The sequence below is a fragment of the Pseudomonas chlororaphis subsp. piscium genome (assembly GCF_003850345.1).
Taxonomy (GTDB): domain Bacteria; phylum Pseudomonadota; class Gammaproteobacteria; order Pseudomonadales; family Pseudomonadaceae; genus Aquipseudomonas; species Aquipseudomonas piscium.
In genome coordinates, this window is record NZ_CP027707.1 from 3026965 (window position 1) to 3047762 (window position 20798).

General features: G+C 66.6%; 20 protein-coding genes. 15 read left to right on the plus strand and 5 right to left on the minus strand.

Annotated features, from left to right (window positions below):
- Positions 1-10: 10 nt before the first annotated feature.
- Positions 11-1444, minus strand: coding sequence for a MocR-like pyridoxine biosynthesis transcription factor PdxR (gene pdxR / locus C4K38_RS14135; protein WP_053278904.1), 1434 nt, complete (start codon positions 1442-1444; stop codon positions 11-13).
- Between the two features lie 324 nt (positions 1445-1768).
- On the opposite strand from pdxR, the gene C4K38_RS14140 reads away from it, so the two are divergent.
- Together C4K38_RS14140 and C4K38_RS14145 are read left to right on the plus strand one after the other, a co-directional pair.
- Positions 1769-2209, plus strand: coding sequence for a carboxymuconolactone decarboxylase family protein (locus C4K38_RS14140; RefSeq protein ID WP_053278905.1), 441 nt, complete (start codon positions 1769-1771; stop codon positions 2207-2209).
- Between the two features lie 36 nt (positions 2210-2245).
- The gene (locus C4K38_RS14145; protein ID WP_053278906.1) at positions 2246-2875 is read left to right on the plus strand and encodes an FMN-dependent NADH-azoreductase; all 630 of its coding nucleotides are present in this window, start codon (positions 2246-2248) and stop codon (positions 2873-2875) included.
- Positions 2876-3006: 131 nt separating this feature from the next.
- Here C4K38_RS14145 and C4K38_RS14150 read toward each other — a convergent pair whose 3' ends face one another.
- Complete coding sequence (locus C4K38_RS14150; RefSeq protein WP_053278907.1) at positions 3007-3354, minus strand: hypothetical protein; 348 nt, start codon at positions 3352-3354, stop codon at positions 3007-3009.
- Between the two features lie 281 nt (positions 3355-3635).
- Here C4K38_RS14150 and C4K38_RS14155 point away from each other — a divergent pair, with 281 nt between their 5' ends.
- The 3 genes from C4K38_RS14155 to C4K38_RS14165 are packed head-to-tail and all read left to right on the plus strand — an operon-like array spanning position 3636 to position 5782.
- Positions 3636-4250, plus strand: a complete 615-nt coding sequence (locus C4K38_RS14155; protein ID WP_081001496.1) for an STN domain-containing protein — start codon at positions 3636-3638, stop codon at positions 4248-4250.
- Entirely contained in the window at positions 4247-4792 is a 546-nt protein-coding gene (locus C4K38_RS14160) for an RNA polymerase sigma factor (RefSeq protein WP_009048758.1), read from the plus strand. Before C4K38_RS14155 ends, C4K38_RS14160 begins: the two co-directional genes overlap by 4 nt.
- A 39-nt stretch (positions 4793-4831) precedes the next feature.
- Positions 4832-5782 carry a FecR family protein gene (locus C4K38_RS14165; RefSeq protein WP_053278909.1) on the plus strand — a complete coding sequence of 317 codons (951 nt, stop codon included), beginning with the start codon at positions 4832-4834 and terminating at the stop codon, positions 5780-5782.
- Positions 5783-6092: 310 nt separating this feature from the next.
- On the opposite strand, the gene C4K38_RS14170 is transcribed toward C4K38_RS14165, so the two are convergent.
- On the minus strand, positions 6093-6716 hold the full coding sequence (locus C4K38_RS14170; protein WP_053278910.1) for a type II secretion system protein GspJ: 624 nt from the start codon (positions 6714-6716) through the stop codon (positions 6093-6095).
- Positions 6713-7174: a type II secretion system minor pseudopilin GspH gene (gene gspH / locus C4K38_RS14175; RefSeq protein ID WP_025809149.1), complete on the minus strand. Its 462-nt coding sequence runs from the start codon at positions 7172-7174 to the stop codon at positions 6713-6715. The genes C4K38_RS14170 and gspH overlap by 4 nt, the downstream gene beginning before the upstream one ends.
- Positions 7175-7282: 108 nt before the next feature.
- On the opposite strand from gspH, the gene C4K38_RS14180 reads away from it, so the two are divergent.
- The gene (locus C4K38_RS14180) at positions 7283-7714 is read left to right on the plus strand and encodes a type II secretion system protein N (protein ID WP_053278911.1); all 432 of its coding nucleotides are present in this window, start codon (positions 7283-7285) and stop codon (positions 7712-7714) included.
- A gap of 134 nt (positions 7715-7848) precedes the next feature.
- On the opposite strand, the gene gspI is transcribed toward C4K38_RS14180, so the two are convergent.
- A complete protein-coding gene (gene gspI, locus C4K38_RS14185) occupies positions 7849-8277 on the minus strand; it encodes a type II secretion system minor pseudopilin GspI (protein ID WP_038579414.1) in 429 nt (142 codons plus the stop codon).
- A 148-nt stretch (positions 8278-8425) separates the two neighbouring features.
- Between gspI and gspG the strand changes: the two genes are divergently transcribed.
- From gspG to C4K38_RS14235, 9 genes are all read left to right on the plus strand, one after another.
- Positions 8426-8893 carry a type II secretion system major pseudopilin GspG gene (gene gspG, locus C4K38_RS14190; RefSeq protein ID WP_053278912.1) on the plus strand — a complete coding sequence of 156 codons (468 nt, stop codon included), beginning with the start codon at positions 8426-8428 and terminating at the stop codon, positions 8891-8893.
- 8 nt (positions 8894-8901) lie between these two features.
- Positions 8902-9885 (plus strand): type II secretion system minor pseudopilin GspK, encoded by a 984-nt coding sequence (gspK, locus tag C4K38_RS14195; RefSeq protein WP_053278913.1) that lies wholly within the window; start codon positions 8902-8904, stop codon positions 9883-9885.
- Positions 9882-11075: a type II secretion system protein GspL gene (gene gspL, locus C4K38_RS14200; RefSeq protein WP_053278914.1), complete on the plus strand. Its 1194-nt coding sequence runs from the start codon at positions 9882-9884 to the stop codon at positions 11073-11075. The genes gspK and gspL overlap by 4 nt, the downstream gene beginning before the upstream one ends.
- Positions 11068-11634: a type II secretion system protein M gene (gene gspM, locus C4K38_RS14205; RefSeq protein ID WP_053278915.1), complete on the plus strand. Its 567-nt coding sequence runs from the start codon at positions 11068-11070 to the stop codon at positions 11632-11634. The genes gspL and gspM overlap by 8 nt, the downstream gene beginning before the upstream one ends.
- The gene (gene gspD, locus C4K38_RS14210) at positions 11631-14048 is read left to right on the plus strand and encodes a type II secretion system secretin GspD (protein WP_053278916.1); all 2418 of its coding nucleotides are present in this window, start codon (positions 11631-11633) and stop codon (positions 14046-14048) included. Before gspM ends, gspD begins: the two co-directional genes overlap by 4 nt.
- Before the next feature lie 1051 nt (positions 14049-15099).
- Positions 15100-16521 (plus strand): type II secretion system ATPase GspE, encoded by a 1422-nt coding sequence (gene gspE, locus C4K38_RS14220; RefSeq protein WP_053278917.1) that lies wholly within the window; start codon positions 15100-15102, stop codon positions 16519-16521.
- Positions 16521-17732, plus strand: a complete 1212-nt coding sequence (gene gspF, locus C4K38_RS14225; protein ID WP_053278918.1) for a type II secretion system inner membrane protein GspF — start codon at positions 16521-16523, stop codon at positions 17730-17732. The genes gspE and gspF overlap by 1 nt, the downstream gene beginning before the upstream one ends.
- Before the next feature lie 628 nt (positions 17733-18360).
- Positions 18361-19518, plus strand: a complete 1158-nt coding sequence (locus C4K38_RS14230) for a substrate-binding domain-containing protein (RefSeq protein WP_053278919.1) — start codon at positions 18361-18363, stop codon at positions 19516-19518.
- Between the two features lie 119 nt (positions 19519-19637).
- The gene (locus C4K38_RS14235) at positions 19638-20798 is read left to right on the plus strand and encodes a substrate-binding domain-containing protein (RefSeq protein ID WP_053278920.1); all 1161 of its coding nucleotides are present in this window, start codon (positions 19638-19640) and stop codon (positions 20796-20798) included.

Below are 20798 nucleotides of genomic sequence, written 5' to 3' on the forward strand. Positions count from 1 at the left end.
CCGGGGCCAATCAGGTGATCTGTTGCAGGATGTCCCGCACCTTGTCCAGGGCCGGGTCGATGTCCAGGGTTTCGATGGCGCCAAAGCCGATGAACAGCCCGTCCCTGACCGGCTCCTGATAAAAGAAGCCGTGCAGCGGGTAGAGCCCGACCTCGATCTTCTTCGCCAGCTCCAGCAGCAGCGGGATGTTCACCGGCACCTTGCACAGCGCCGCCATGTGGAAGCCGGCGGTGGACGGCACCGCCTGCAGCCAGGGCGAGAGGTCGCCGTTCAGGCGCTGCAGGATGCGCTCGCGGCGCCCGGCGTACACCGTATGGCAGCGGCGGATGTGCTTGAGCAGGTAACCCTCGGCGATGAACTTGGCCAGCGCCCATTGCGGCAGGGTCGAGGTGTGACAGTCAGTGAGGCGCTTGGCCTTGATCACCGCGCCGAGAATCGCCGGCGGCAGCACCGCGTAGCCCAGGCGCAGCTGCGGCAGCATGGTCTTCGAGAAGGTCCCGACATAGGCCACCACGCCGCGTTTATCCAGGCTTTGCAGGGAGTCGGTGGGCCGCCCCTCGTAGCGGAACTCGCTGTCGTAATCGTCCTCTATGACGATCGCCCCCAGCTCCCGCGCCCGCTCCAGCAGGGCCTCGCGGCGGGCCTGGCTCATGGGCATGCCCAGGGGGAACTGGTGGGACGGGGTGACATAGATCAGCCGCACGCCGTCGGGAATCCGCTCGACCTGGATGCCTTGGTCATCCACCGGCACGCCGATCACCGTTGCGCCCTGGGCGCTGAACAGCAGGCGCGCCGGGGTGTAGCCGGGGTCTTCCATGGCCACCAGGCTGCCGGGTTCCAGCACCACCCGGGCGATCAGGTCCAGGGCCTGTTGCGCGCCGTTGCAGACTACGATGTCGGCATCGCTGCAGACCACGCCGCGGGAGAACGAGACATGCCCGGCAATCGCGCTGCGCAGCGCCGGCAGGCCTTCCGGCTGGCTATAGAAACCGCCGCTCTGGGCGATCCGTCGCAGGGCGTCCTGGGTGCAGCGCCGCCACTCTTCCTGGGGAAACTGATTGCGGCTGGTGGCGCCGCCGATGAACTCGTAGCGCGAGGTGCCTTCCAGGGTCGGATGGCGCAGGGGCGTGGGCAACTCCTGCCATTTTTCCAGGCTCTGCGCGCAGGCCAGGTCGGCGGCGCTCTGCTTGGGTTCGGCCTTCACCGGCCGGGCATTGACGAAGGTGCCGCGGCCGATCCTGCCGATCAGGAAGTTCTCGTAGGTCAGCAGGCTGTAGGTGTCCGACACCGTCTTGCGCGAGATTCCCAGTTGCTCGGCCAGCAGCCGGCTCGGCGGCAACTGGGCGCCCGCCGCCAGTCGCCCGCACTCGATGGCGTCGCGCAGTTGCCGATACAGCTGGTCGGCCAGGTCCTTGCGCCCGTTGATGACGACATGCAGTTCCATCGATGAGATTCCAAAACGATCAGTGCCCGCCAGATTACCCGCCCGACCGGGTTTGGTGTAGCGGGCCGATAGCGGGCGCGCACTGCGTACGCGATCGCAGCCTTCGGCAGCGGCTACAGGGTACGACGCTGCCTTCGGACTGGGTGATGTAGCCGCTGCCGCAGGCTCGGGCCGCGTTTGGACGATCAGCCCGAAGGGCTTCGGCGGTCTTGAGCCCGACACTGTTCGGTGGACTGCCGATAAACCCCCGGATTGGCTATAGGGGCAGGCCGGCGCGGCCCTTAGGCTAGGGGGAACATGAATACAACGCCCACGGTGACCACGATGGAACCCCGCCTGGACTACTACAGCGCCTCGCCGGAAGCCCTCAAGGGCCTGTTGATGCTCGAGGCCCAAACCTTCGGCCTGTCCATCGACAAGCCCCTGCTGGAGCTGGTCAAGATCCGCGTCTCGCAACTCAACCACTGCGCGTTCTGCGCCGATATGCACGCGGTGCAGGCGCGCCAGAACGGGGAGAGCGAACCACGCCTGTACGCCCTCAGCGTCTGGCGCGATTCGGCGCTGTTCAGCCCGCGGGAACGCTTGGCCCTGGCCTGGAGCGAGTCGGTGACCCTGTTGGCCGACGCCGGGGTGCCGGATGAGTTGTTCCAGGCGGTGCGCGGCGAATTCAGCGAGCGCGAGCTGGTCGACCTGACCGTCGCGGTGGCCGCCATCAACTGCTGGAACCGCCTCGCCGTGGCGTTCCGCCAACAGCCCAGCATTTAGCCCAGATCTCTTTCCATCCAAGCAAGGTAATGCCCAATGAAACTGCTGCACGTCGATGCCAGCTCCAAAGGCGAACGTTCCAACTCTCGGGCCCTGGGCCGCTACTTTATCGAGCGGCTGCAAGGCCAGGGCGTCGACCTTAAGATCGACTACCTGGACCTGACGGTGGATACGCCGCCCCACGTCAGCGAGGCCTTCGCCATCGCTACCTACACCGCTCCCGAGGCCCGCACGCCGCAGATGCGCCAGACCCTGGCGGCCTCGGATGCCTTGTGCCAGCGGGTGATGGGCGCCGATGCCTGCCTGTTCGCCATGCCGATGTACAACTGGTCGATGCCCTCGACCTTCAAGGCCTTCATCGACAGCATCACCCGCACCGAGCTGACCTACCTCAATACCCCGGACGGCATCGTTGGCCAACTGACCCGGCAGAAGGTGCTGTTCCTCACCAGCCGTGGCGCCGACCTGCGCCCGGGCAATCCCATGGCCTGGATGGACGCGTTGACCCCGGCGCTGAAAGCCGCCTTTGCCTTTATCGGTGTGCAGAACCCGCTGTTCGTCGATGCCCAGCCGCTGCAATTCGCCAACCCCGAAGCCCGCGAGCAAGCCCTGGAACGGGCCCGGACGGAGCTGCAAGTGGTGGCGCGGCAGTGGGCGGGGGCGTAACCGCAGCAACGACGGCTGCGCCGTCTATCGCGAGCAATCGAGCGTCGACCGGCCGCTCCTACAGAAGCTCACGCGATCCCTGTAGGAGCGAGGCTTGCCCGCGATAGGGCCCGAAAGGCCAACGCAAAAACCTAAGGCCGCTGCGGCTTCACCGAAGTACCAAAGGTATTGCCCATCCGCGTGCTGGTGGCCGCCGGGGTGGACAGGCCCATCTGGTTCGGCGGGCGCTTGTTGATCGGCACCTGCATGGCTTCCTGGTTCTTCTGCTCGGCCTTGGCGCCGTCGGGGTTGTTGCCCATCTGCTTGCTCAGGCAACCGTAGTCCGGGGCCTTGTAGCCACCCACGCTGACGTCGACACAACCTTCTGTGGGCGCTTTGCCAGGAGCCGCGGCGGGCGCCTCGACCGGCGTGGCGGCATGGCCGGCCAGCGGCAGGGCGCCGAGCATCAGGCTGGCGACAAGGGTGCAAAGCTGTTTCATCGGGGGCCTCCTGGCGGGCCCGGGAGGGGCCGTTGCGGTCCTTGAGTGTAAAGCAAGGCGCGTGGCGAAAAGGTGATGGTTTTTTTGCGGGGGCGGTAACACCAGATTCATAAACTGGCCTCAGGATGACGGTTTTCAGGGACAGGTCAGCCGTGCAGCGACGCCGAGCAAAGGTCGGGTATCGGTCTTTCTTTCACGCGGGGTTCGCGCGCTGCGGTCTTGCGCTGCTGCTGGCGCTGGCGGCCGCGGGTATGGCGCGGGCGGCACCGCAGGAGCCGTCGATGGTGGATTCGCACCGGCTGCTGGACCTGAACATCGCCGCGCAAGACCTGGCCGAAGCGCTTGAACTGTTCAGCCGCTCGACCGGGATGGCGGTGCTGGTGGATCGCGAGCTGACCCGAGGGCGCCGTTCGGTACGGGTCCAGGGGCGCTACAGCGCCCGGGATGCCCTGAGTCGCCTGCTGACAGGAAGTGGTTTGATGGCCCGTTACGCCCGTTCCGATGCCTTTACCCTGCAAGTCGCCCAGCTCAGCGATGCGCCTGCCCCCAAGGGCGCGGGCGGCAATGCCGGGGCCTGGGCCAGCGACAGTTTCGCCAGTGCGCTGCAACGCGCGGTGGAGGCCGGCCTGTGCCGTTCGGAACTGACCCGGCCGGGTCGCTATCGGGCGGTGCTGCAACTGTGGATCGACCGTGGCGGGCATATCGAGCACAGCCGCCTGGTCACCACCACTGGCGATCTGCGGCGCGACGAGGCGCTGGTGCAGAGCCTGAGCGAGACCTGGGTCGAGCGGCCCGCACCGAGTTCGCTGCGCCAGCCAGTGACCTTGCTTCTGATACCCGACAGCGCAGGAAAACGCATGGATTGCAGGCAGCGAGAAGGAGCCTCCGGGGCATGAAGAATACCGGGCACAGTGCGATGGTCAGGTTGTTCCTGACCTCCTACGACGACTTCAAGGTGCGTCTGCGACGGCGCCTGGGCTCGGAGGACCTGGCCAACGATGTGCTGCATGAAACCTACCTGCGGGTCGACCGCATGGAAGAGCCGCCGAACCTGGCCCAGCCCAATGCCTACCTCTATCGCATGGCCCTGAACATCGCCGCCGACCGCCGCCAGGCCGACGCCCGGCTGCTCACCGGCAGCGAGGTCGAGGAGCTGCTGCAGATCAGCGACGAAGCCCTGGACCCGTCGCGGGTGGTGGGCGGGCAGAAGGAAATCCAGTCCCTGCTCAAGGCGCTCTACGAACTGCCGGCGCGCCGGCGCAAGATCTTTATCGCCGCGCGCCTGGAGGAGGCGCCACACCTGGAAATCTCCCAGCGCTTCGGCATTTCGACACGGATGGTCGAGAAGGAAATCAAGGCTGCCCTGGGCCACTGCGCCTCGCGCCTTGAAAGAAAAGTGATTCAGCGGTTCGGTCCCGGCGCCGGAAAACCGTCCTAGTCACTAAAGGCCCCGATTAATCCGTGAGTACCCGCACGCTTGAACATCTTTAGCATCTCCACTTCTCGGGCCACACCGGACCACCGGTTGCGCAACGAGGCCCAGGACTGGCTGCTCCTGCTGACCTCGGGGCGGGCCACCGCCGCCGACGCCCGGGCCTTGCAGCAGTGGTGCGCGCAGAGCCCGCAGCATGCCGAGGCCTTCGAGCAGGCCAAGTTGCTGTGGCACAGCCTGAAGCCGGCCGCCGAACAATGCCAGCAGCAGACCCAGCCGCGGCGCTTCGGGCGCCGGGCCTTTCTCGGTGGGGCGCTGGCGGCCTCGGTGGCGCTGGTGGCGGTGCGGGTTTCGGTGCCCGGCGGTTTTGCTGGGCTGAGCGCCGACTACCGCACCGAGGTCGGCGAACAGCGCCGGGTCGAGCTGGAGGATGGGCTGAGCCTGGAACTCAACACCCAGACCCGCATCAGCCGGCGCGAGCTGGCGCAAGGCGGGCAGGGCATCGAACTGCTCGAAGGCGAGGTCGAGGTGTCGAGCCAGGGCGCGCTGCCGGTGCGGGTCCAGGCCGGCAATGGCTGGTTGAGTGCATCACAGGCGCGTTTCAACCTGCGCAATATCAATCACAGCGTCTGCGTGACCTGCATCGATGGCGCGCTGCAGGTCGAGGTCGCGGGTCGGCTGATCCTTCTGGACAGCGGTCGCCAGCTGACCTACGACAGCCGCCAGGTCGGTGAGCCGAAGGCCGTGGACCCGGCGGCGGTGATCGCCTGGCGCGAGCAGGTGCTGGTATTCGACAACGCCACCCTCAACACGGTGATCGACGAGATCAACCGCTACCGCCCGGGCATGCTGGTGCTGCTCAACGCCGAGCTGGGCAAGCGCAAGGTGCAGGCGCGTTTCAACCTCAACCAGCTGGCCGGCGTGGCCCTGCTGATCCGCGATGCCTACGGGGCCAAATGCACCGAGTTGCCGGGCGGTGTGGTGCTGTTGAGCTGAAGCACAAAACCCGTAGGAGCGAGGCTTGCCCGCGATCCAGGCAACGCGGGTTGCCTGAACGGACGCTATCGCGGGCAAGCCTCGCTCCTACAGAGTCGCCGTCGACCCAGATGCCCCGTTGCCGCTGCGTAGCCGCTGCCGAGCGCAGCGAGGCTGCGATCGAGGTGGGCGGCATTCCGACGCAGTCCTCGCAAAACCTGGGTACGCAGTTTTCCAGGAAGGACAGGTTGTCCGGTTTTACGGCCGTAGGCCGTTCGCAGCCTCGCTGCGCTCGGCAGCGGCTACAACGGCGTCCAGCCTGACGCGGCAATTACTCCAACGGCCCCAGCACCTGGCGATAACGCTCTTCGCCCTGGGGTGTCTGCCGCACCAGGCGGATTTCCAGGCCCGGCGGATTCTCCTTGCGGTTGCCGCTGAGCTGGCGCCAGCCCTTGTCCCGATCCCAGACCCGCAGCTGCAAGTCACTGACGTGCTCCAGCACCGCCACGCCGATTTTCGGCGCGGGCAGCGGGTAACGATCGCGGGCCGGCGCCGCCGCGCGGTACAGGGTGTCGCCCTTGAGCCACCAGCGCACCCGTTGCAGGCCTTCGCCGGGTGTTGCCGCGGTGCGGATCACATCCAGGCGGAAGGTGCCGCTGTCGGCGCTGCGCACGGTCAGCGCCGGCGGCACATCGGGGGCTTCTGCATCAGCCCCCGCTGGCACCGGTTCCATCAGTTCCACGCTGGCCCGTAGCGCCACATCCCGCTCCAGCTGGTGCAGGGTGCGCAGCAGCGCTTCGGTCTGCTCGCTGCTGGCCTGCAAATGGCTGTCGGCCCGGCTGACGCTGTCCAGCCCGCGCCAGGCGATCACGCTGACCACGGCCATCAGCAGGATCGCCACCATCACCTCGATCAGGGTGAAGCCGCCTTGCCGCTGGTTGATCCGGGCCTTCATGGCAGCGCCACCACCCGCACCACGCCGGTGGCGGTGCGTTGCACCGTCAGGCTGTGCTGGCCGTCGGACAGTTGCACCTGCAGCGGCGCGTCTATCCATTCGGCGTTGAGCACCAGCCGCGGGCCGGGCTCGATGCGCACTTTGATCGACGAACTTTCCCAGGGTCGCGGGCGCAGTTGCGGGTCGTCCTTGAACTGGTCGAGGCCGCGGCCGTCGTCGCTGGGCCGGCTGAACGCGAAGCCCTTGGCGTCCGCCCGCCAGCTGATGGGCCGGCCATCCACGCGCGCCTCGGCCTGGGCCACCTGGAGCAACTGGGCCAGGCGCTCGGCATCCTTGCGCAGGCCCTGCAGCGGGTCGGGGCGGATGCTCAGGCTGATGGCGGCGCTGGCGATCCCGATGATCACCAGCACCACCATCAGCTCGATCAGGGTAAAGCCCTGTTGTCGGGATGGGGTCATGGGGCGCGCCTCCTGTGCGTCGCTTTTCATCCTGCCCGGTGAATGTGAAATAAAAACGTGACCATTGCGCGGTAGGCTGCGAAGACGGACAAACAGGAGGTCCTTGCCATGGCATTCGTCCATCGATTTTCCCCGCCGCAGCTGGTGCAGTCCCTGGCTCTGCTGGCGATCGTGGCCGGGGTGGCGACCTGGTCGTCGCTGCTGCTGACCCCCGCCGAGTCGCGCACCCCGCAGGCGCCGCCGCAAGCCCTGGCCGCCCAGGCCCAGAGCCCGGCGCAGCAATGGTTTTCCAACCAGCCGCTGGAGCTGGACATCAAGGTCACCGGGCTGATGGCCAGCCCTCGCGGCGCGGTGGCGATTCTCAGCCTCAACGACGCGCCGCCGCGCAGCTTCCTGGTGGGCGAGCGCCTGGCCCAGGGCGTGCAACTGGTGGCCATCGAGGGCGACGGGGTGGTGATCGAGCGCGGCGGCGAGCGCTCGCGGCTGGATGTCAGCAAGTTGCCGGAGAGCCCGGCGCTGCCTGTATTGACCCGACAATAAGACGACGGCCAGGCGCGGCCGATCGAGGCTCGATTGCCCGTGATGGGCTGAAGCGCGCTGCGTTTATCCAGCAAGAGGCGAGTGTGGTTGAGGGGCATCGCGAGCAAGCTTCGCTCCTACAGAGTCCCTTGGCCTTAACGATTGGAATTCTTCGGCACTCGCGCGACCAGGGTGTCCAGGCGGGCCAGGGGCGGGGCCTCGCGGCTGCGGTCGAGGACCAGCACGCTGACCCTGGACAGCCGCGGATCGGGGCTGGGGGCGATGTTCTGCTCGCAGCGCAGCTTGAGCCGGCCCTGGTCGCACTCGATGTTCTTGGTCCCAGGCGACAGGCGGCCTTCCAGGCGCAGTTCCGCCAGGCGCGACTGGGCCGCCAGCAGGGCGATGGATTTATCCCGCAGCAAACCGTTGCTCTGGGTCATCAACCCGGCCACGCGGATCGCCGCCGACATGGCCACGGCGATGATCGCCAGCGCCACCAGCACCTCGATCAGGGTGAAACCCCGTTGTTTAGTGGCTGGCCGTCTGGCGGGTCGTTTGGGGAGTGGCTGGCGTGGCCCCGGCATGGACGTCTCGCGGCGCAAAGGAAGGCTTGCAGCCTAACCGGCAAATTTGACCGATTGGCTACGGACGCTCCCGAGCAACGTCAATATCACTGACATATTTTCTTGCAACACTGCCCGACGAATCGAAATCAAGCCAAGGAACGTCGAGATGGATGTCGTGCGCTTCATGTCACACCCCCAGTCCAACCCCAAGCCTCGCCGCCCCCGCGGCCAGGGCGGTTTCACCCTGATCGAGATCATGGTGGTGGTGGTCATTCTCGGGATCCTGGCCGCGATGGTGGTGCCCAAGGTGCTCGACCGTCCGGACCAGGCCCGGGCCACCGCGGCCAAGCAGGACATCGGCGGGCTGATGCAGGCCCTCAAGCTCTATCGCCTCGACCACGGCACCTACCCGAGCATGAACCAGGGCCTGAAAGTGCTGGTGGAGCGCCCGGCGGATGCCAAGAGCAGCAACTGGCGCTCCTACCTGGAACGCTTGCCCAACGACCCTTGGGGCCGTCCTTACCATTACCTGAACCCGGGGGCCAACGGCGAAGTGGATGTGTTCTCCCTGGGGGCCGACGGCCAGCCAGACGGTGACAGCGTGAATGCCGATATCGGCTCCTGGCAGCTGTAAGCGCCGCCATGACAGCCCGTTCGCCGACAGCGGCGAAACAGCGTGGCATGGCCATTATCAGCGCCCTGTTGATCGCCGCCGTGGTGGCGGTGATCGCCGGCGGCATGCTGACCCGCCAGACCCTGTTCACCCGCGGACTGGAAAGCGAGCAGCTGCGGGTCCAGGGCAGCTGGCAGCTGCAGGGCGGCATGGAAGTCAGTCGCCAGCGCCTGTGGGAAGACCGCCAGCGCGACGTGCTGACCCGTCTCGACCAGAACTGGGCGCGGCCGATCCAGCTCGCGGCCCTGGGCCCGGGCGCCGGGCCGTTCGAGGGACGGCTGGAGGACGAGCAGAGCAAGTTCAACCTGCGTAACCTGCTGGCCAACGACCGCCTCGACCCCTTGCAGATAGAGAATTTTCAGCGTCTGTGCGAGCTGCTGGGGGTCAACCCGACCCTGGGCCAGCGCATCAGCCAGCGGGTGATTGCCTCCTACCCACGCCTGTTGAGCCCGGAAGGCACGGCGGCGCCGGTCAATAGTGGTTTTCGCAGCGGCCGCGATACCTCGCCCGAGGCCGCGCGCAAACCGCTGCTGGCCAAGCAGCCGATGCTGCGCAGCCTCGACGACCTGCTGGGGGTGAACGGCGTCGATGAAAAGCTGCTGGCGCGCCTGGAGCCCTTTGTCACCATCCTGCCGGCCAATACCTGGGTCAACGGCAACACCGCCAGCGCCGAAGTGCTCGCCGCGACGGTGCCAGGGCTGGCGCTGCCACGGGCCAAGGCGCTGATCGCCGAGCGCGACAGCGGCCAGTGGTTCATCAACCAGGGGGATTTCATCAACCGCCTGCGCATGCCGAACGTACCGGCGGACGCGGTGCGGGTCGGCATCACCAGCGAGTGGTTTCGCCTGCAAGGCCAGGCCCGCGGCGAACGGCGCCGGGTCAAGCTGCTGGCCTTGCTGCACCGCAGCGAAGACAACATGCCCCGAGTGATCTGGTCGCGGGTGGGCGTATGAGCCGCTTGCGCGTCAGCCTGCCGCCCTTGCATTCGTTGACCGCCGAGAGCCGGGTGAGCTTTGCCCGGCTCCAGGCTAAAGAAGGCCAGGTTAAAGAAGCCGGCGAAGCCAGCCTGATGCAACTGGGACAGATGCCCAAGGCGCCGGCCGTGGAGTGTTTCCTGCACCCCGAGGACAGCCTGCTGGCGAGTATCGAGCTGCCGGCCCTGGCGCCGGCCAAGGTCAGCGCGGCGGTGGCCTGCGCCGCCCAGGCGCTGATTCTCGGCCACAGCGACAACATGTATGTGGCCCACAGCCCGCGCGACAGCGACGGCCAGGTGCATATCAGCTGGTTGCCGCGCGAAACGCTGGCGCAGCTCGGCCAGGTGCTGGAGCAGGCTGGCCTGAAACTGCGCGGCCTGTACCCGGCGCCCTATGCCTTGCCGGTGCCGGCGGCGGGCCAGTTGACCGCCTGCCTGCAGGACCAGCACCTGTTGCTGCGCCACAGCCCGCAGCAGGGCAGTGTGCAACCGCTGCCGGAAGATGCCTTGCAGGCGTTGCTGGCCAATGGCGCCGGGCTGCAATGGGTGGGCGAGGCGGCCCCGCAAGGGGCGCTGGAGCAACTGCCGGACAGCTGCCGCTGGACCGGCCAAGCACCCGCCTGGGGCCTGCACGGCGGGGTGCAGAACAACAGCGCTCGCCAACAGGGCTGGGGCCGTGCCGCGACGCTGTGCGCGGTAGCGCTGATGGTCTGGACCCTGGGCCTGAACCTCTACGCCGCGCGCCAGGCGGCCCAGGGCCAGCAGCTCAAGGCGCAGATGAGCCAACGGGTGCAACAGGTGTTCCCGGAATTGCCGGTGATCCTCAACCCCCTGCAACAGGCGCGTCAGCAACTGGCGGCGCGCCAGAGCGGCTCCAGCGGCGACGCCCCGCAAAGCTTCAACAGCCTGGTGCAGCAGGCGAGCAACGCCATGCCCTTCGTGATCGGTGGGGTGGAGCAACTGATCTATGAAAACGGCGAGTTGCAGCTGAGCCTGCTCAGCGACACCCGCGTTCCTCCACCGGACAGCGGCTGGCAGGCCCTGCTGAGCCAGGCCGGGCTCGAAGCCAGTTCCGGCGACCAGGGCTGGACCCTGCGCGCGGCCAGCGCAGCGGCGACCGGCGCGGTGCCGATGGAAGCCGACGACAGCGAGGAAGACGAGGATGAATAAGCTGAGCCTCAGCCATTACCGGCAGCGCTGGCAGCGTCAAGTCGCCCAGGCGCGGCTGTACTGGAACGGTCTGGCCCTGCGCGAGCAACGCCTGCTGAGCGGCGCGGCGGTGGTGCTGGGCGGCCTGCTGGTGTGGCTGGTGCTGATCGAGCCGGCGTTGAAAAAGATCGATTACTGGCAGGCCGAGATCCCCAAGCTGCGCTCCCAGTCCGAAGCCCTGGAGCTGGTGCTGCATCAGGCCGGCGGGCCCCGAGGCGGTGAGCCGGGGCAGAGCCTGGAGCAGTCCTTGCGCCAGACCCTGGACGCCGCCGGCCTGCAGGGGCTGTACCAGTTGCAGGTGGCGGGCGAGGGCGAATCCCAGGCCTGGCACTTGAGTTTTCAAGAGGCCCCGGCGGATGCCGTGGTCGGCTGGCTGCTGGGCAATCCCCGGCAGTTTTCCCTGGAAGTGATGGAGGCCCGCCTGCAACGCGCGGGGCCGGCCGACATCGATGGCACGGCCGGCAAACTGTCCGGAACCGTTCGCATGGATCAGGCGCTTGGCGCTAAGGAAGCTTCATGAAGTGGTCAGGCTCTTTCTATGCTCGCCAGTCGCGCAAGGCGCTGCCCTGGCTCCTGCTGGGGCCGCTGGCCCTGGCGTTGGCGGCGTGCAGTAACAACAAGGAACCGCAGCCACCGTTGCTGGTGGACAGCGAACTGGGGCGGCCCCTGGGCGAGACCAATCGCAGTGGCGGCGATGTGGTGGCCGAGCGGGAGCGGGCCCAGGCGCAACAGACCCAGCGTCCCAAGTACCAGCATCCGATCAGCCGTGCGGGACGCGCCCCCGGTGCTCCTGCCACCAGCAGCACCGTGGTGCGCAATCCCCTGGGCGACCAGCCGGTGCGCCTGAACTTCGTTGATGTCGATATCCAGGCCGTGGTCCGGGCCCTGGCGCGTTCCACCGGCCAGCAATTCCTGGTGGACCCGCGGGTCAAGGGCAACCTGACCCTGGTCAGCGAAGGCGAAGTGCCGGCCCACCAGGCCTACGACATGCTGCTGGCGGCCCTGCGCATGCAGGGCTTCAGTGTGGTGGACGTCGGCGGCGTGGCCCAGGTGGTGCCGGAAGCCGACGCCAAGCTGCTCGGCGGGCCGATCTACAACGCCGGCAAGCCATCGGCCAACGGCATGCTGACCCGCACCTTCCGCCTGCAGTACGAAAACGCGGTGAACCTGATCCCGGTGCTGCGCCCGATCGTGTCGCCGAACAACCCGATCAACGCCTACCCGGGCAACAACAGCATCGTCATCACCGACTACGCCGAGAACCTCACCCGGGTGGCGCAGATCATCGAAGGCATCGACATCCCCAGCGCCCTGGACACCGACGTGGTGCCGGTGCAGAACGGCATCGCCGTGGACATCGCCGGCATGGTCTCCGAACTGCTGGAGTCCCAGGGCGCCGACCCGACCCAGAAAATCAGCGTGGTCGGCGATCCGCGTTCCAATTCGATCATCATCCGCACCGGCAGCCCCGAGCGCACCGAACTGGCGCGCAACCTGATCTACAAGCTGGACAACGCCCAGAGCAACCCGAGCAACCTGCACGTGGTGTACCTGCGCAACGCCCAGGCCGGCAAGCTGGCCCAGGCCCTGCGCGGCCTGCTCACCGGCGAGAGCGACAGCGGCACCGGCGACAACACGCGGGCCATGCTCGGCAGCATGGGCGGCATGAGCCAGGGCGGCAGCTCCAGCAGCGGCCAGAGCGGCAGCACCAGCTCCACCAGTGGCAGCTCCAGCCTCGGCGGCAGCAGTGGCTCCGGCAGCGGCTATGCCCAGGGCGGCAGCTCCAGCAGCAGCCAGGGCGGCACCCAGGCCTCCGACCAGAACCCCGCCTTCAGTGCCGGCGGGGTGACCATCCAGGCCGATGCCACCACCAACACCTTGCTGATTTCCGCGCCGGAACCTTTGTACCGCAACCTGCGGGAAGTCATCGACATGCTCGACCAGCGCCGCGCCCAGGTGGTGATCGAAAGCCTGATCGTCGAGGTCAACGAAGACGACGCCGCCGAGTTCGGCGTGCAATGGCAGACCGGCAACCTGGGGGGCAGCGGTGTTATCGGCGGCGCCAACCTGGGCGGCAGTGGCCTCAACCTCAACGGCAAGACCAGCATCGACGTGCTGCCCCAGGGCCTCAACGTCGGCCTGGTCAACGGCACCGTGGACATCCCCGGGATCGGCAAGATCCTCGACCTCAAGGTGCTGGCCCGGGCCCTGAAGAGCAAGGGCGGGAGCAACGTGCTGTCGACCCCGAACCTGCTGACCCTGGACAACGAAGCGGCGAGCATCTTTGTCGGCCAGACCATTCCCTTCGTCACCGGTAGCTACGTCACCGGCGGTGGCGGCAATAGCAACAACCCGTTCCAGACCGTACAGCGCGAAGAGGTGGGCCTGAAGCTGAATGTGCGGCCACAGATTTCCGAGGGTGGCACGGTCAAGCTCGACATCTATCAGGAAGTCAGCAGCGTCGACCAGCGTGCCTCGGTGGAGGCCGGCACCGTGACCAACAAGCGCGCGATCGACACCAGCATCCTGCTCGACGACGGCCAGATCATGGTCCTCGGCGGCCTGCTGCAGGACGGCTACAGCCAGAGCAACAATGCGGTGCCGTGGCTGTCGACCCTTCCCGGGATCGGCGCGCTGTTTCGCAACGAAAGCCGCTCGACCAACAAGACCAACCTGATGGTGTTCCTGCGGCCCTACATCATTCGCGACAGCGCCGCGGGGCGCAGCATCACCCTCAACCGCTACGACTTTATGCGCCGGGCCCAGGGCGGCCTGCAGCCGGACCGCAGCTGGGCCATGCCGGATATGCAGGCGCCGCAATTGCCTTCGGCGGAGCAGGGGGTGCCGGGTGTTGTGCCGGTGGCGTCGCCAGCGCCGATGCCGGGTTCGGGGCAGGTGCCGAGGGCTAGGATCAGGGCGGTGCCGGTGCAATGAGTTCGTTTGTTGCGTTTACGCGCCCGGCGTCTGGAGCGCTGGGTGATGGGGTGCATATCCGTTGCTGCGGTAACGGCGGCTTAGGGTTCCTCCCTTACGGCGGGTCACTTTGGAAGAGCGCCAAAGTAACCAAAGCGCTTCGCCCCTCCATTCGGTGCCTCGCTAGGGCTCGGCATGCCCTCACTCCGGCATTGCTCCGGGGGCCCGCCGCCACAGGCCATCCATGGCCTGGGGCGGCTAGCGCGGCATCCCTGCCGCGCTACCCCCTGCGCAACGCCTGCGTTCGGCCTCTGGGAAAGGGGCGGGTAGATCAAGGGCAAGATCAAAAGCCAAAGCCAAGCGCGTTTTACGCGCTTTTTGTAGCCGCTGCCGTAGGCTGCGATCGGGCGCGCAGCGCACGCCAAAGCAGACGGCGCGGTGTTTCAGGCAGATCGAGGCGCATGGTTTTGCGTCTGCTTCGCAGCCGATCGCAGCCTGCGGCAGCGGCTACAGGGAACGTGTTCTCAGACAGACCGGCCGGTAGACCACCTCGCATTGCTTTTGATTTTCTTGCCCCGTCGGGAGGTGGAGTGGAGGTTCTGCGCAGCGGGCAACTCGGCAGGGATGCCGAGTTAGTCACCCCAGGCCGCGGATGGCCTGCGGCGGCTACAGGGAACGTGCTCTCAGACAGGCCGACCGGCAGGTCGCCTCGCGTTGCTTTTGATTTTCTTGCCCCGTCGGGAGGCCGAGTGGAGGTTCTGCGCAGTGGGCAACTCGGCAGGGATGCCGAGTTAGCCGCCCCAGGCCATGGATGGCCTGTGGCGGCGGCCCACGGAGCAGGACCGGAGCGAGGGAATCCGAGCCTTAGCGAGGACCGGACGCTGGGGGCTAGAGCCCTTTGGTTACTTTGGGGCTTTTCCAAAGTGACCCGCCGTAAGGGCGGAACCCTAAGTGGCCGTGACCGCAGCAACGGATATGTACACCTACCCCGCCGCAAGGGCGGAACCTTAGGTAGCCATGACCGCAGCAACGGATATGTACACAGCCAAGGCCAAGGCCCGGAGATACTCCCATGAACCCACAGCTCCCTTATGCCTGGGCCAAATCCCAACGCATCCTCCTGCGTCACAGCGAGGAGGGCGCCGTACTCCTGGTCTGCCCCTCGACCCCCGGTTGGTCGATCAGCGAAGTACGCCGCCAGTTCGGCCCGGCGCGCCTGGAGCGGGTGCGCGACGAGGAACTCGACGGCCTGCTGGCCAGCGCCTATTCCGATACCGGCAGCGCCGCCGCAGTGGTCGGCGCCGCCGAGAACGAAGTCGACCTCGACCGCCTGATGCAGGACATCCCGGAAATCACCGACCTGCTCGACACCCAGGACGGCGCGCCGGTGATCCGCATGATCAACGCCTTGCTGACCCAGGCCGCGCGGGACGAGGCCAGCGATATCCATATCGAGCCCTATGAAAGTCATTCGGTGGTGCGCTACCGGGTCGACGGCACGCTGCGCGACGTGGTCTCGCCGCGCAAGGCGTTGCACGGCGCGCTGGTGTCGCGGATCAAGATCATGGCCCAGCTCGACATCGCCGAAAAACGCCTGCCCCAGGACGGTCGCATCGCCTTGCGCGTGGCCGGGCGGCCCATCGATATCCGGGTGTCCACGGTGCCCACCGGGCATGGCGAACGGGTGGTGATGCGTCTGCTGGATAAACAAGCCGGGCGCCTGCAACTGGAAACCCTGGGGATGGACCCGCAGGTGCTGGGCAAGCTCGATAACCTGATCCGCCAGCCCCACGGCATCGTGCTGGTTACCGGCCCCACCGGCAGCGGCAAAACCACCAGCCTCTATGCCGCCCTGGCGCGGCTGGACGCCAGCACCAGCAATATCCTCACCGTCGAAGACCCGGTGGAGTACGACCTGCCGGGCATCAGCCAGATCCAGGTCAACGCCAAGATCGACATGACCTTCGCCCTGGCCCTGCGCGCGATCCTGCGCCAGGACCCGGACATCATCATGATCGGCGAGATCCGCGACCTGGAAACCGCGCAGATCGCCGTGCAGGCTTCGCTCACCGGCCACCTGGTGCTGGCGACCCTGCACACCAACGACGCGGTATCGGCGGTCAACCGCCTGATCGACATGGGTGTCGAGCCCTTCCTGCTGGCCTCGTCGATGCTCGGGGTGCTGGCCCAGCGCCTGGTGCGGCGCCTGTGCCCGCACTGCAAGGAAGAAGACCCGACCGCCCCCGGCACCTGGCGCCCGGTGGGCTGCCCGGCCTGCAACCAGGTCGGCTACAGCGGGCGCACCGGCATCCACGAGCTGTTCTGCATCGACGACGACATTCGCAGCCTGATCCACCAGGGCGCCGACGAACAGGCGCTGCGCGCCGCCGCCCGCCGCGCCGGGATGTTCAGCATGCGCGAGGACGGCGAGCGCTGGGTGCGCAGCGGCGCCACCGCCCCTGAAGAAATCCTCCGCGTAACCCGGGACGCCTGATGAACCGTTATCGCTACGAAGCCGCCGACGCCCTCGGCAAGATCGAGTCCGGGCACCTGGAAGCCGACAGCCAGAGCGCGGCTTTCGGCGTGCTGCGCAGCCGTGGGCTGACGGCCCTGATGGTGCAGGTCGAGAGCAACACGCCCAAGGCCGGTGGCGGTGGCCTGTTCAGCGCCAAGCTGTCGGACAACGACCTGGCCTGGGCCACCCGCCAGCTGGCCAGCCTGCTGGGCGCCAGCCTGCCGCTGGAAGCGGCGCTGAGCGCCACGGTGGAGCAGGCCGAGCGCAAGCATATCGCCCACACCCTCAGTGCGGTGCGCGCCGATGTGCGCAGCGGCATGCGCCTGGCCGAAGCCCTGGCGGCGCGGCCACGGGATTTCCCGGACATCTACCGGGCGCTGATCGCCGCCGGCGAAGAGTCGGGCGACCTGGCCCAGGTCATGGAGCGCCTGGCCGACTACATCGAGGAACGCAACACCCTGCGCGGCAAGATCCTCACCGCCTTTATCTACCCCGGCGTGGTCGGGCTGGTCTCGGTGGGCATCGTGATCTTCCTGCTCAGCTACGTGGTGCCCCAGGTGGTCAGCGCCTTCTCCCAGGCGCGCCAGGACCTGCCGGGGCTGACCCTGGCGATGCTCAACGCCAGCGATTTCATTCGCGCCTGGGGCTGGTTGTGTTTCGGTGTGCTGGCGGGCGGTTTCTGGAGCTGGCGTATATACCTGCGCAACCCCCAGGCCCGTCTGAACTGGCACAGCCGGGTACTGCGCCTGCCACTGATCGGGCGCTTCGTGCTGGGCCTGAACACCGCGCGCTTCGCCTCGACCCTGGCGATCCTCGGTGGAGCAGGGGTGCCGCTGCTGCGCGCCCTGGAAGCGGCTCGCCAGACCCTGTCCAACGACCGCCTGAGCCAGAGCGTCAGCGACGCCACCGCCAAGGTCCGCGAAGGCGTCAACCTGGCCGCCGCGCTGCGGGTGGAAAAAGTCTTCCCGCCGGTGCTGATCCACCTGATCGCCAGCGGCGAAAAAACCGGCGCCCTGCCACCCATGCTCGAACGCGCCGCGCAAACCCTGTCCCGCGACATCGAACGCCGCGCCATGGGCATGACCGCCTTGTTAGAGCCACTGATGATCGTGGTCATGGGCGGAGTGGTGCTGGTGATCGTCATGGCGGTGCTGCTGCCGATCATCGAGATCAACCAGCTGGTGCAATAAAAGGAAGGCTTCTGTAGGAGCGAAGCTTGCTCGCGATGACGTCCGTCCAGACGACTCGCGTCGCCTGGATCGCGGGCAAGCCTCGCTCCTACAGATCGTGAGTTTCCTCGACGGGCGTATGCGAACGCTCCATAGCCGCTGCCGAGCGCAGCGAGGCTGCGATCGGGTTGGGCGGCATTCCGACGCAGCGGCCGCCAAACCTGAGCACGCGGTTTGCCAGGATCAACGGCATGGCTGGCTGCAACTTTTTTCTCGGCCACGCGACGCCACCCGAGCGGCAATCCCGCCGAACTCGGGTTCCTCGTTCTGTCATGCACAACCACCCCCATCTCCCCCAGCCCAAGACCTGCACCGCGCCTGGCCGAAAGCTGGCAAAAGGCCCAGCGAAACCTCGCTGTCACCTGCGCCGAAAAGCCCGTGCCAAAGCCCTGGAACACCCGAGAAAGTTTTTGAGAATCAAGCGCTTTCTCCCGAGGTTTTTTCCTTTATCTGTCACCGGAAGCTGCGAACTTCTTACCCATGGCCTCACCCCGCACAACGCTCTCAGAGCAGGGCAGAGGATCTGAGCGCCATGGCGTCATGCAAGAACCATTGACCTCCGTATACACACGACGAAAGGAGATTCTTCATGTTTAAGCGCACTATGATCGCAGCTTCCATGGCCGTAGCGGCTCTGGCTTCGGCCCAATCGATGGCGGCTGTCGTTGGTGGCGGTGCCACTCTGCCTCAACAGCTGTACAACACTCCGGGCGTTCTGAACTCCGGTTTCAGTGCCTACTTCGGCGTGGGCAGTGGCGGCGGCAAGACTGCTGTGCTGACCAACAACATCGGTTCACTGACCACCACCCTGCCAGCCGGCACCACTGTGGACTACGCAGGCAGTGATTCGATCCTCAGCGCCTCTGAAATCAGCACCTACCAGGCTGCCCACCAGGCTCCAGGCGTACCTGCTACTTCTGCTGACAACTGGGGGCCGCTGTTGCAGTTCCCATCGGCTGCTACCTCGGTGACCATTCCTTACAACAAGGCCGGTACCACCAACTTGAACCTGACCAGCGAGCAACTGTGCCTGGCCTTGTCGAGCAACAACGGCGCCGCCCGTACCTGGGGTGAAGTGCTCGGCACCTCCGACACCACTCCGGTTCGCGTGGTGTTCCGCTCCGGCAGCAGCGGTACCTCGGAAATCCTCACCCGTCACCTGAACAACCGTTGCCCGTCGGTGTTTACCTCCGTCAGCAGCACTTTCGCCAATGCCCACCCAGGCGCCGAGCCAGATTCCTGGATCCCCGTCAACGGCAGCGCCGCCGTGGCCAGCACCGTGGCTTCCACCGCCGGCGCCATCGGTTATGTCGGCCCTGAAGATGTCGACGCCACCAACAACGCTGTAGTGGCTCGTATCAACGGCCTGCTGCCTACCGTGGGCAACGTGCAGACCGCTCTGAGCACCATCGACCCTCCATCCACCGCCACCGACCGTGCCGACCTGACCAAGTGGGCTCCAGTACTGCCTAACCCGGCTACCGGCTACTCGATCGTCGGCTACACCAACTTCATCTTCGGCCAGTGCTACAAGGACACCGCGGACGTCACCTCGATCCGCACCTTCCTGAACAAGCACTACAACGCCACCTTCGCCAACAGCAACGACCAGGCAATCATCGACAAGAAACTGATTCCGCTGACTGCAAACTGGAAAACCGCTATTCGCGGCGCCTTCATTCCGCCAACCAGCGCCCAGGGCGTGAACAACGCCAGCGTGTGCAACGGTATCGGCCGTCCAGCCTGATCCAGGCCGAGGCTTAGTACCCGCAACACCGATCGGCAACGGCGCAAGCCGTTGCCGATTTTTTCTTCGCGCGAATTTCAAGTTGCCATGGGGCATCCCGGGCAACAGAGGGAATTGCCATGTCCAGATATCTGTTGATCGCCCTGGCTGGGGCCTTTACTAGCCTCTGTAGCGCTGCGGCCTCGGCTGCTCTCGACGGCGGTGGTTCGTACCTGATGCAGGGTTTCTACAACACCCCGGGCGTATTGCCGCCGACAGCCGGGGCCTATCGAGCCGCAGGCAGCGGGGCCGGCAAGAAGGCGCTGCTGATCAATGACAGTCAGGCACTGACCTCGGGCTCCTCTGTGCCGTTCTCCGTGGACTATGCCATCAGCGAATCACGGCTGACCGTCAATGAGCTCGCGGAATACCGCAGTAACCACCAGGTACCGGGGGCCGTAGCCGGCTCGGCGGCGGACTGGGGCCCGCTGATCCAGGTCCCGGTGGCTATCACCTCGGTGGCAATTCCCTACCGGGTGCGCTTGGCCAGCGGCCAGCCGGTGACCGACCTGGACTTGAACGGCGGCATGCTCTGCGGCCTGTTTTCCGGCGCCATCACCACCTGGGACGAGATCAACCCGGCCTATTCGCGCACGCCGGTAAAGGTGATCTACCGCGTTGATCGCGCCGGTACCAGCGAGATCCTTACGCGCCACCTCAACAGCCTCTGTCCTCAGGCCTTCAACATCGGCAACCTGTTCGTTTCGGCTCACCGGGGGGAGCTGCCCGGGCACTGGCAGGCGGTGAGCAGCGATCAGGCGCTGCTGGCCGGGGTCGCCGCCAATGAAGGCGCCCTCGGTTACTCGGGCCCCGCGGCCCTGGATATCACCAGTAACGCCCAGGTGGCGCGGGTCAACGGCCTGTTGCCACCCACCGCGAGCACCCCGATCAGCCTGACGCAGATAGCGCCACCGGCCAGCGCCAGCGATCGTGCCGACCCGCACAAGTGGGCACCGGATATCGCCAACCCGGCCTATGGCTATGCCATGGTCGGCTACAGCTACCTGATCTTTGGCCAGTGCTATCGCGACCTGCGGGACGTTACGGCGATGCGAAGCCTGCTGATGCGCCACTTCGGTCCGAACCCCCAGGTCAACACCGACGCCCAGTTGAACGCCCAGCACCTGATCCCTGTGGACGCGTTCTGGAAAAAGGCCGTGCGCGACAACTTCCTGCTGACTACCAACCCCCTGAGCCTGAACTACCCCAGTGTCTGCAACGGCATCGGCCGTCCGCTCTGA

What these genes read in the sequence shown, in the direction of transcription:
- pdxR (WP_053278904.1), bottom strand. Translation starts at nt 1,444, where the DNA reads ATGGAACTGCATGTCGTCATCAACGGGCGCAAGGACCTGGCCGACCAG.
- C4K38_RS14140 (WP_053278905.1), top strand. Translation starts at nt 1,769, where the DNA reads ATGGAACCCCGCCTGGACTACTACAGCGCCTCGCCGGAAGCCCTCAAG.
- C4K38_RS14145 (WP_053278906.1), top strand. Translation starts at nt 2,246, where the DNA reads ATGAAACTGCTGCACGTCGATGCCAGCTCCAAAGGCGAACGTTCCAAC.
- C4K38_RS14150 (WP_053278907.1), bottom strand. Translation starts at nt 3,354, where the DNA reads ATGAAACAGCTTTGCACCCTTGTCGCCAGCCTGATGCTCGGCGCCCTG.
- C4K38_RS14155 (WP_081001496.1), top strand. Translation starts at nt 3,636, where the DNA reads ATGGTGGATTCGCACCGGCTGCTGGACCTGAACATCGCCGCGCAAGAC.
- C4K38_RS14160 (WP_009048758.1), top strand. Translation starts at nt 4,247, where the DNA reads ATGAAGAATACCGGGCACAGTGCGATGGTCAGGTTGTTCCTGACCTCC.
- C4K38_RS14170 (WP_053278910.1), bottom strand. Translation starts at nt 6,716, where the DNA reads ATGAAGGCCCGGATCAACCAGCGGCAAGGCGGCTTCACCCTGATCGAG.
- gspH (WP_025809149.1), bottom strand. Translation starts at nt 7,174, where the DNA reads ATGACCCCATCCCGACAACAGGGCTTTACCCTGATCGAGCTGATGGTG.
- C4K38_RS14180 (WP_053278911.1), top strand. Translation starts at nt 7,283, where the DNA reads ATGGCATTCGTCCATCGATTTTCCCCGCCGCAGCTGGTGCAGTCCCTG.
- gspI (WP_038579414.1), bottom strand. Translation starts at nt 8,277, where the DNA reads ATGCCGGGGCCACGCCAGCCACTCCCCAAACGACCCGCCAGACGGCCA.
- gspG (WP_053278912.1), top strand. Translation starts at nt 8,426, where the DNA reads ATGGATGTCGTGCGCTTCATGTCACACCCCCAGTCCAACCCCAAGCCT.
- gspK (WP_053278913.1), top strand. Translation starts at nt 8,902, where the DNA reads ATGACAGCCCGTTCGCCGACAGCGGCGAAACAGCGTGGCATGGCCATT.
- gspL (WP_053278914.1), top strand. Translation starts at nt 9,882, where the DNA reads ATGAGCCGCTTGCGCGTCAGCCTGCCGCCCTTGCATTCGTTGACCGCC.
- gspM (WP_053278915.1), top strand. Translation starts at nt 11,068, where the DNA reads ATGAATAAGCTGAGCCTCAGCCATTACCGGCAGCGCTGGCAGCGTCAA.
- gspD (WP_053278916.1), top strand. Translation starts at nt 11,631, where the DNA reads ATGAAGTGGTCAGGCTCTTTCTATGCTCGCCAGTCGCGCAAGGCGCTG.
- gspE (WP_053278917.1), top strand. Translation starts at nt 15,100, where the DNA reads ATGAACCCACAGCTCCCTTATGCCTGGGCCAAATCCCAACGCATCCTC.
- gspF (WP_053278918.1), top strand. Translation starts at nt 16,521, where the DNA reads ATGAACCGTTATCGCTACGAAGCCGCCGACGCCCTCGGCAAGATCGAG.
- C4K38_RS14230 (WP_053278919.1), top strand. Translation starts at nt 18,361, where the DNA reads ATGTTTAAGCGCACTATGATCGCAGCTTCCATGGCCGTAGCGGCTCTG.
- C4K38_RS14235 (WP_053278920.1), top strand. Translation starts at nt 19,638, where the DNA reads ATGTCCAGATATCTGTTGATCGCCCTGGCTGGGGCCTTTACTAGCCTC.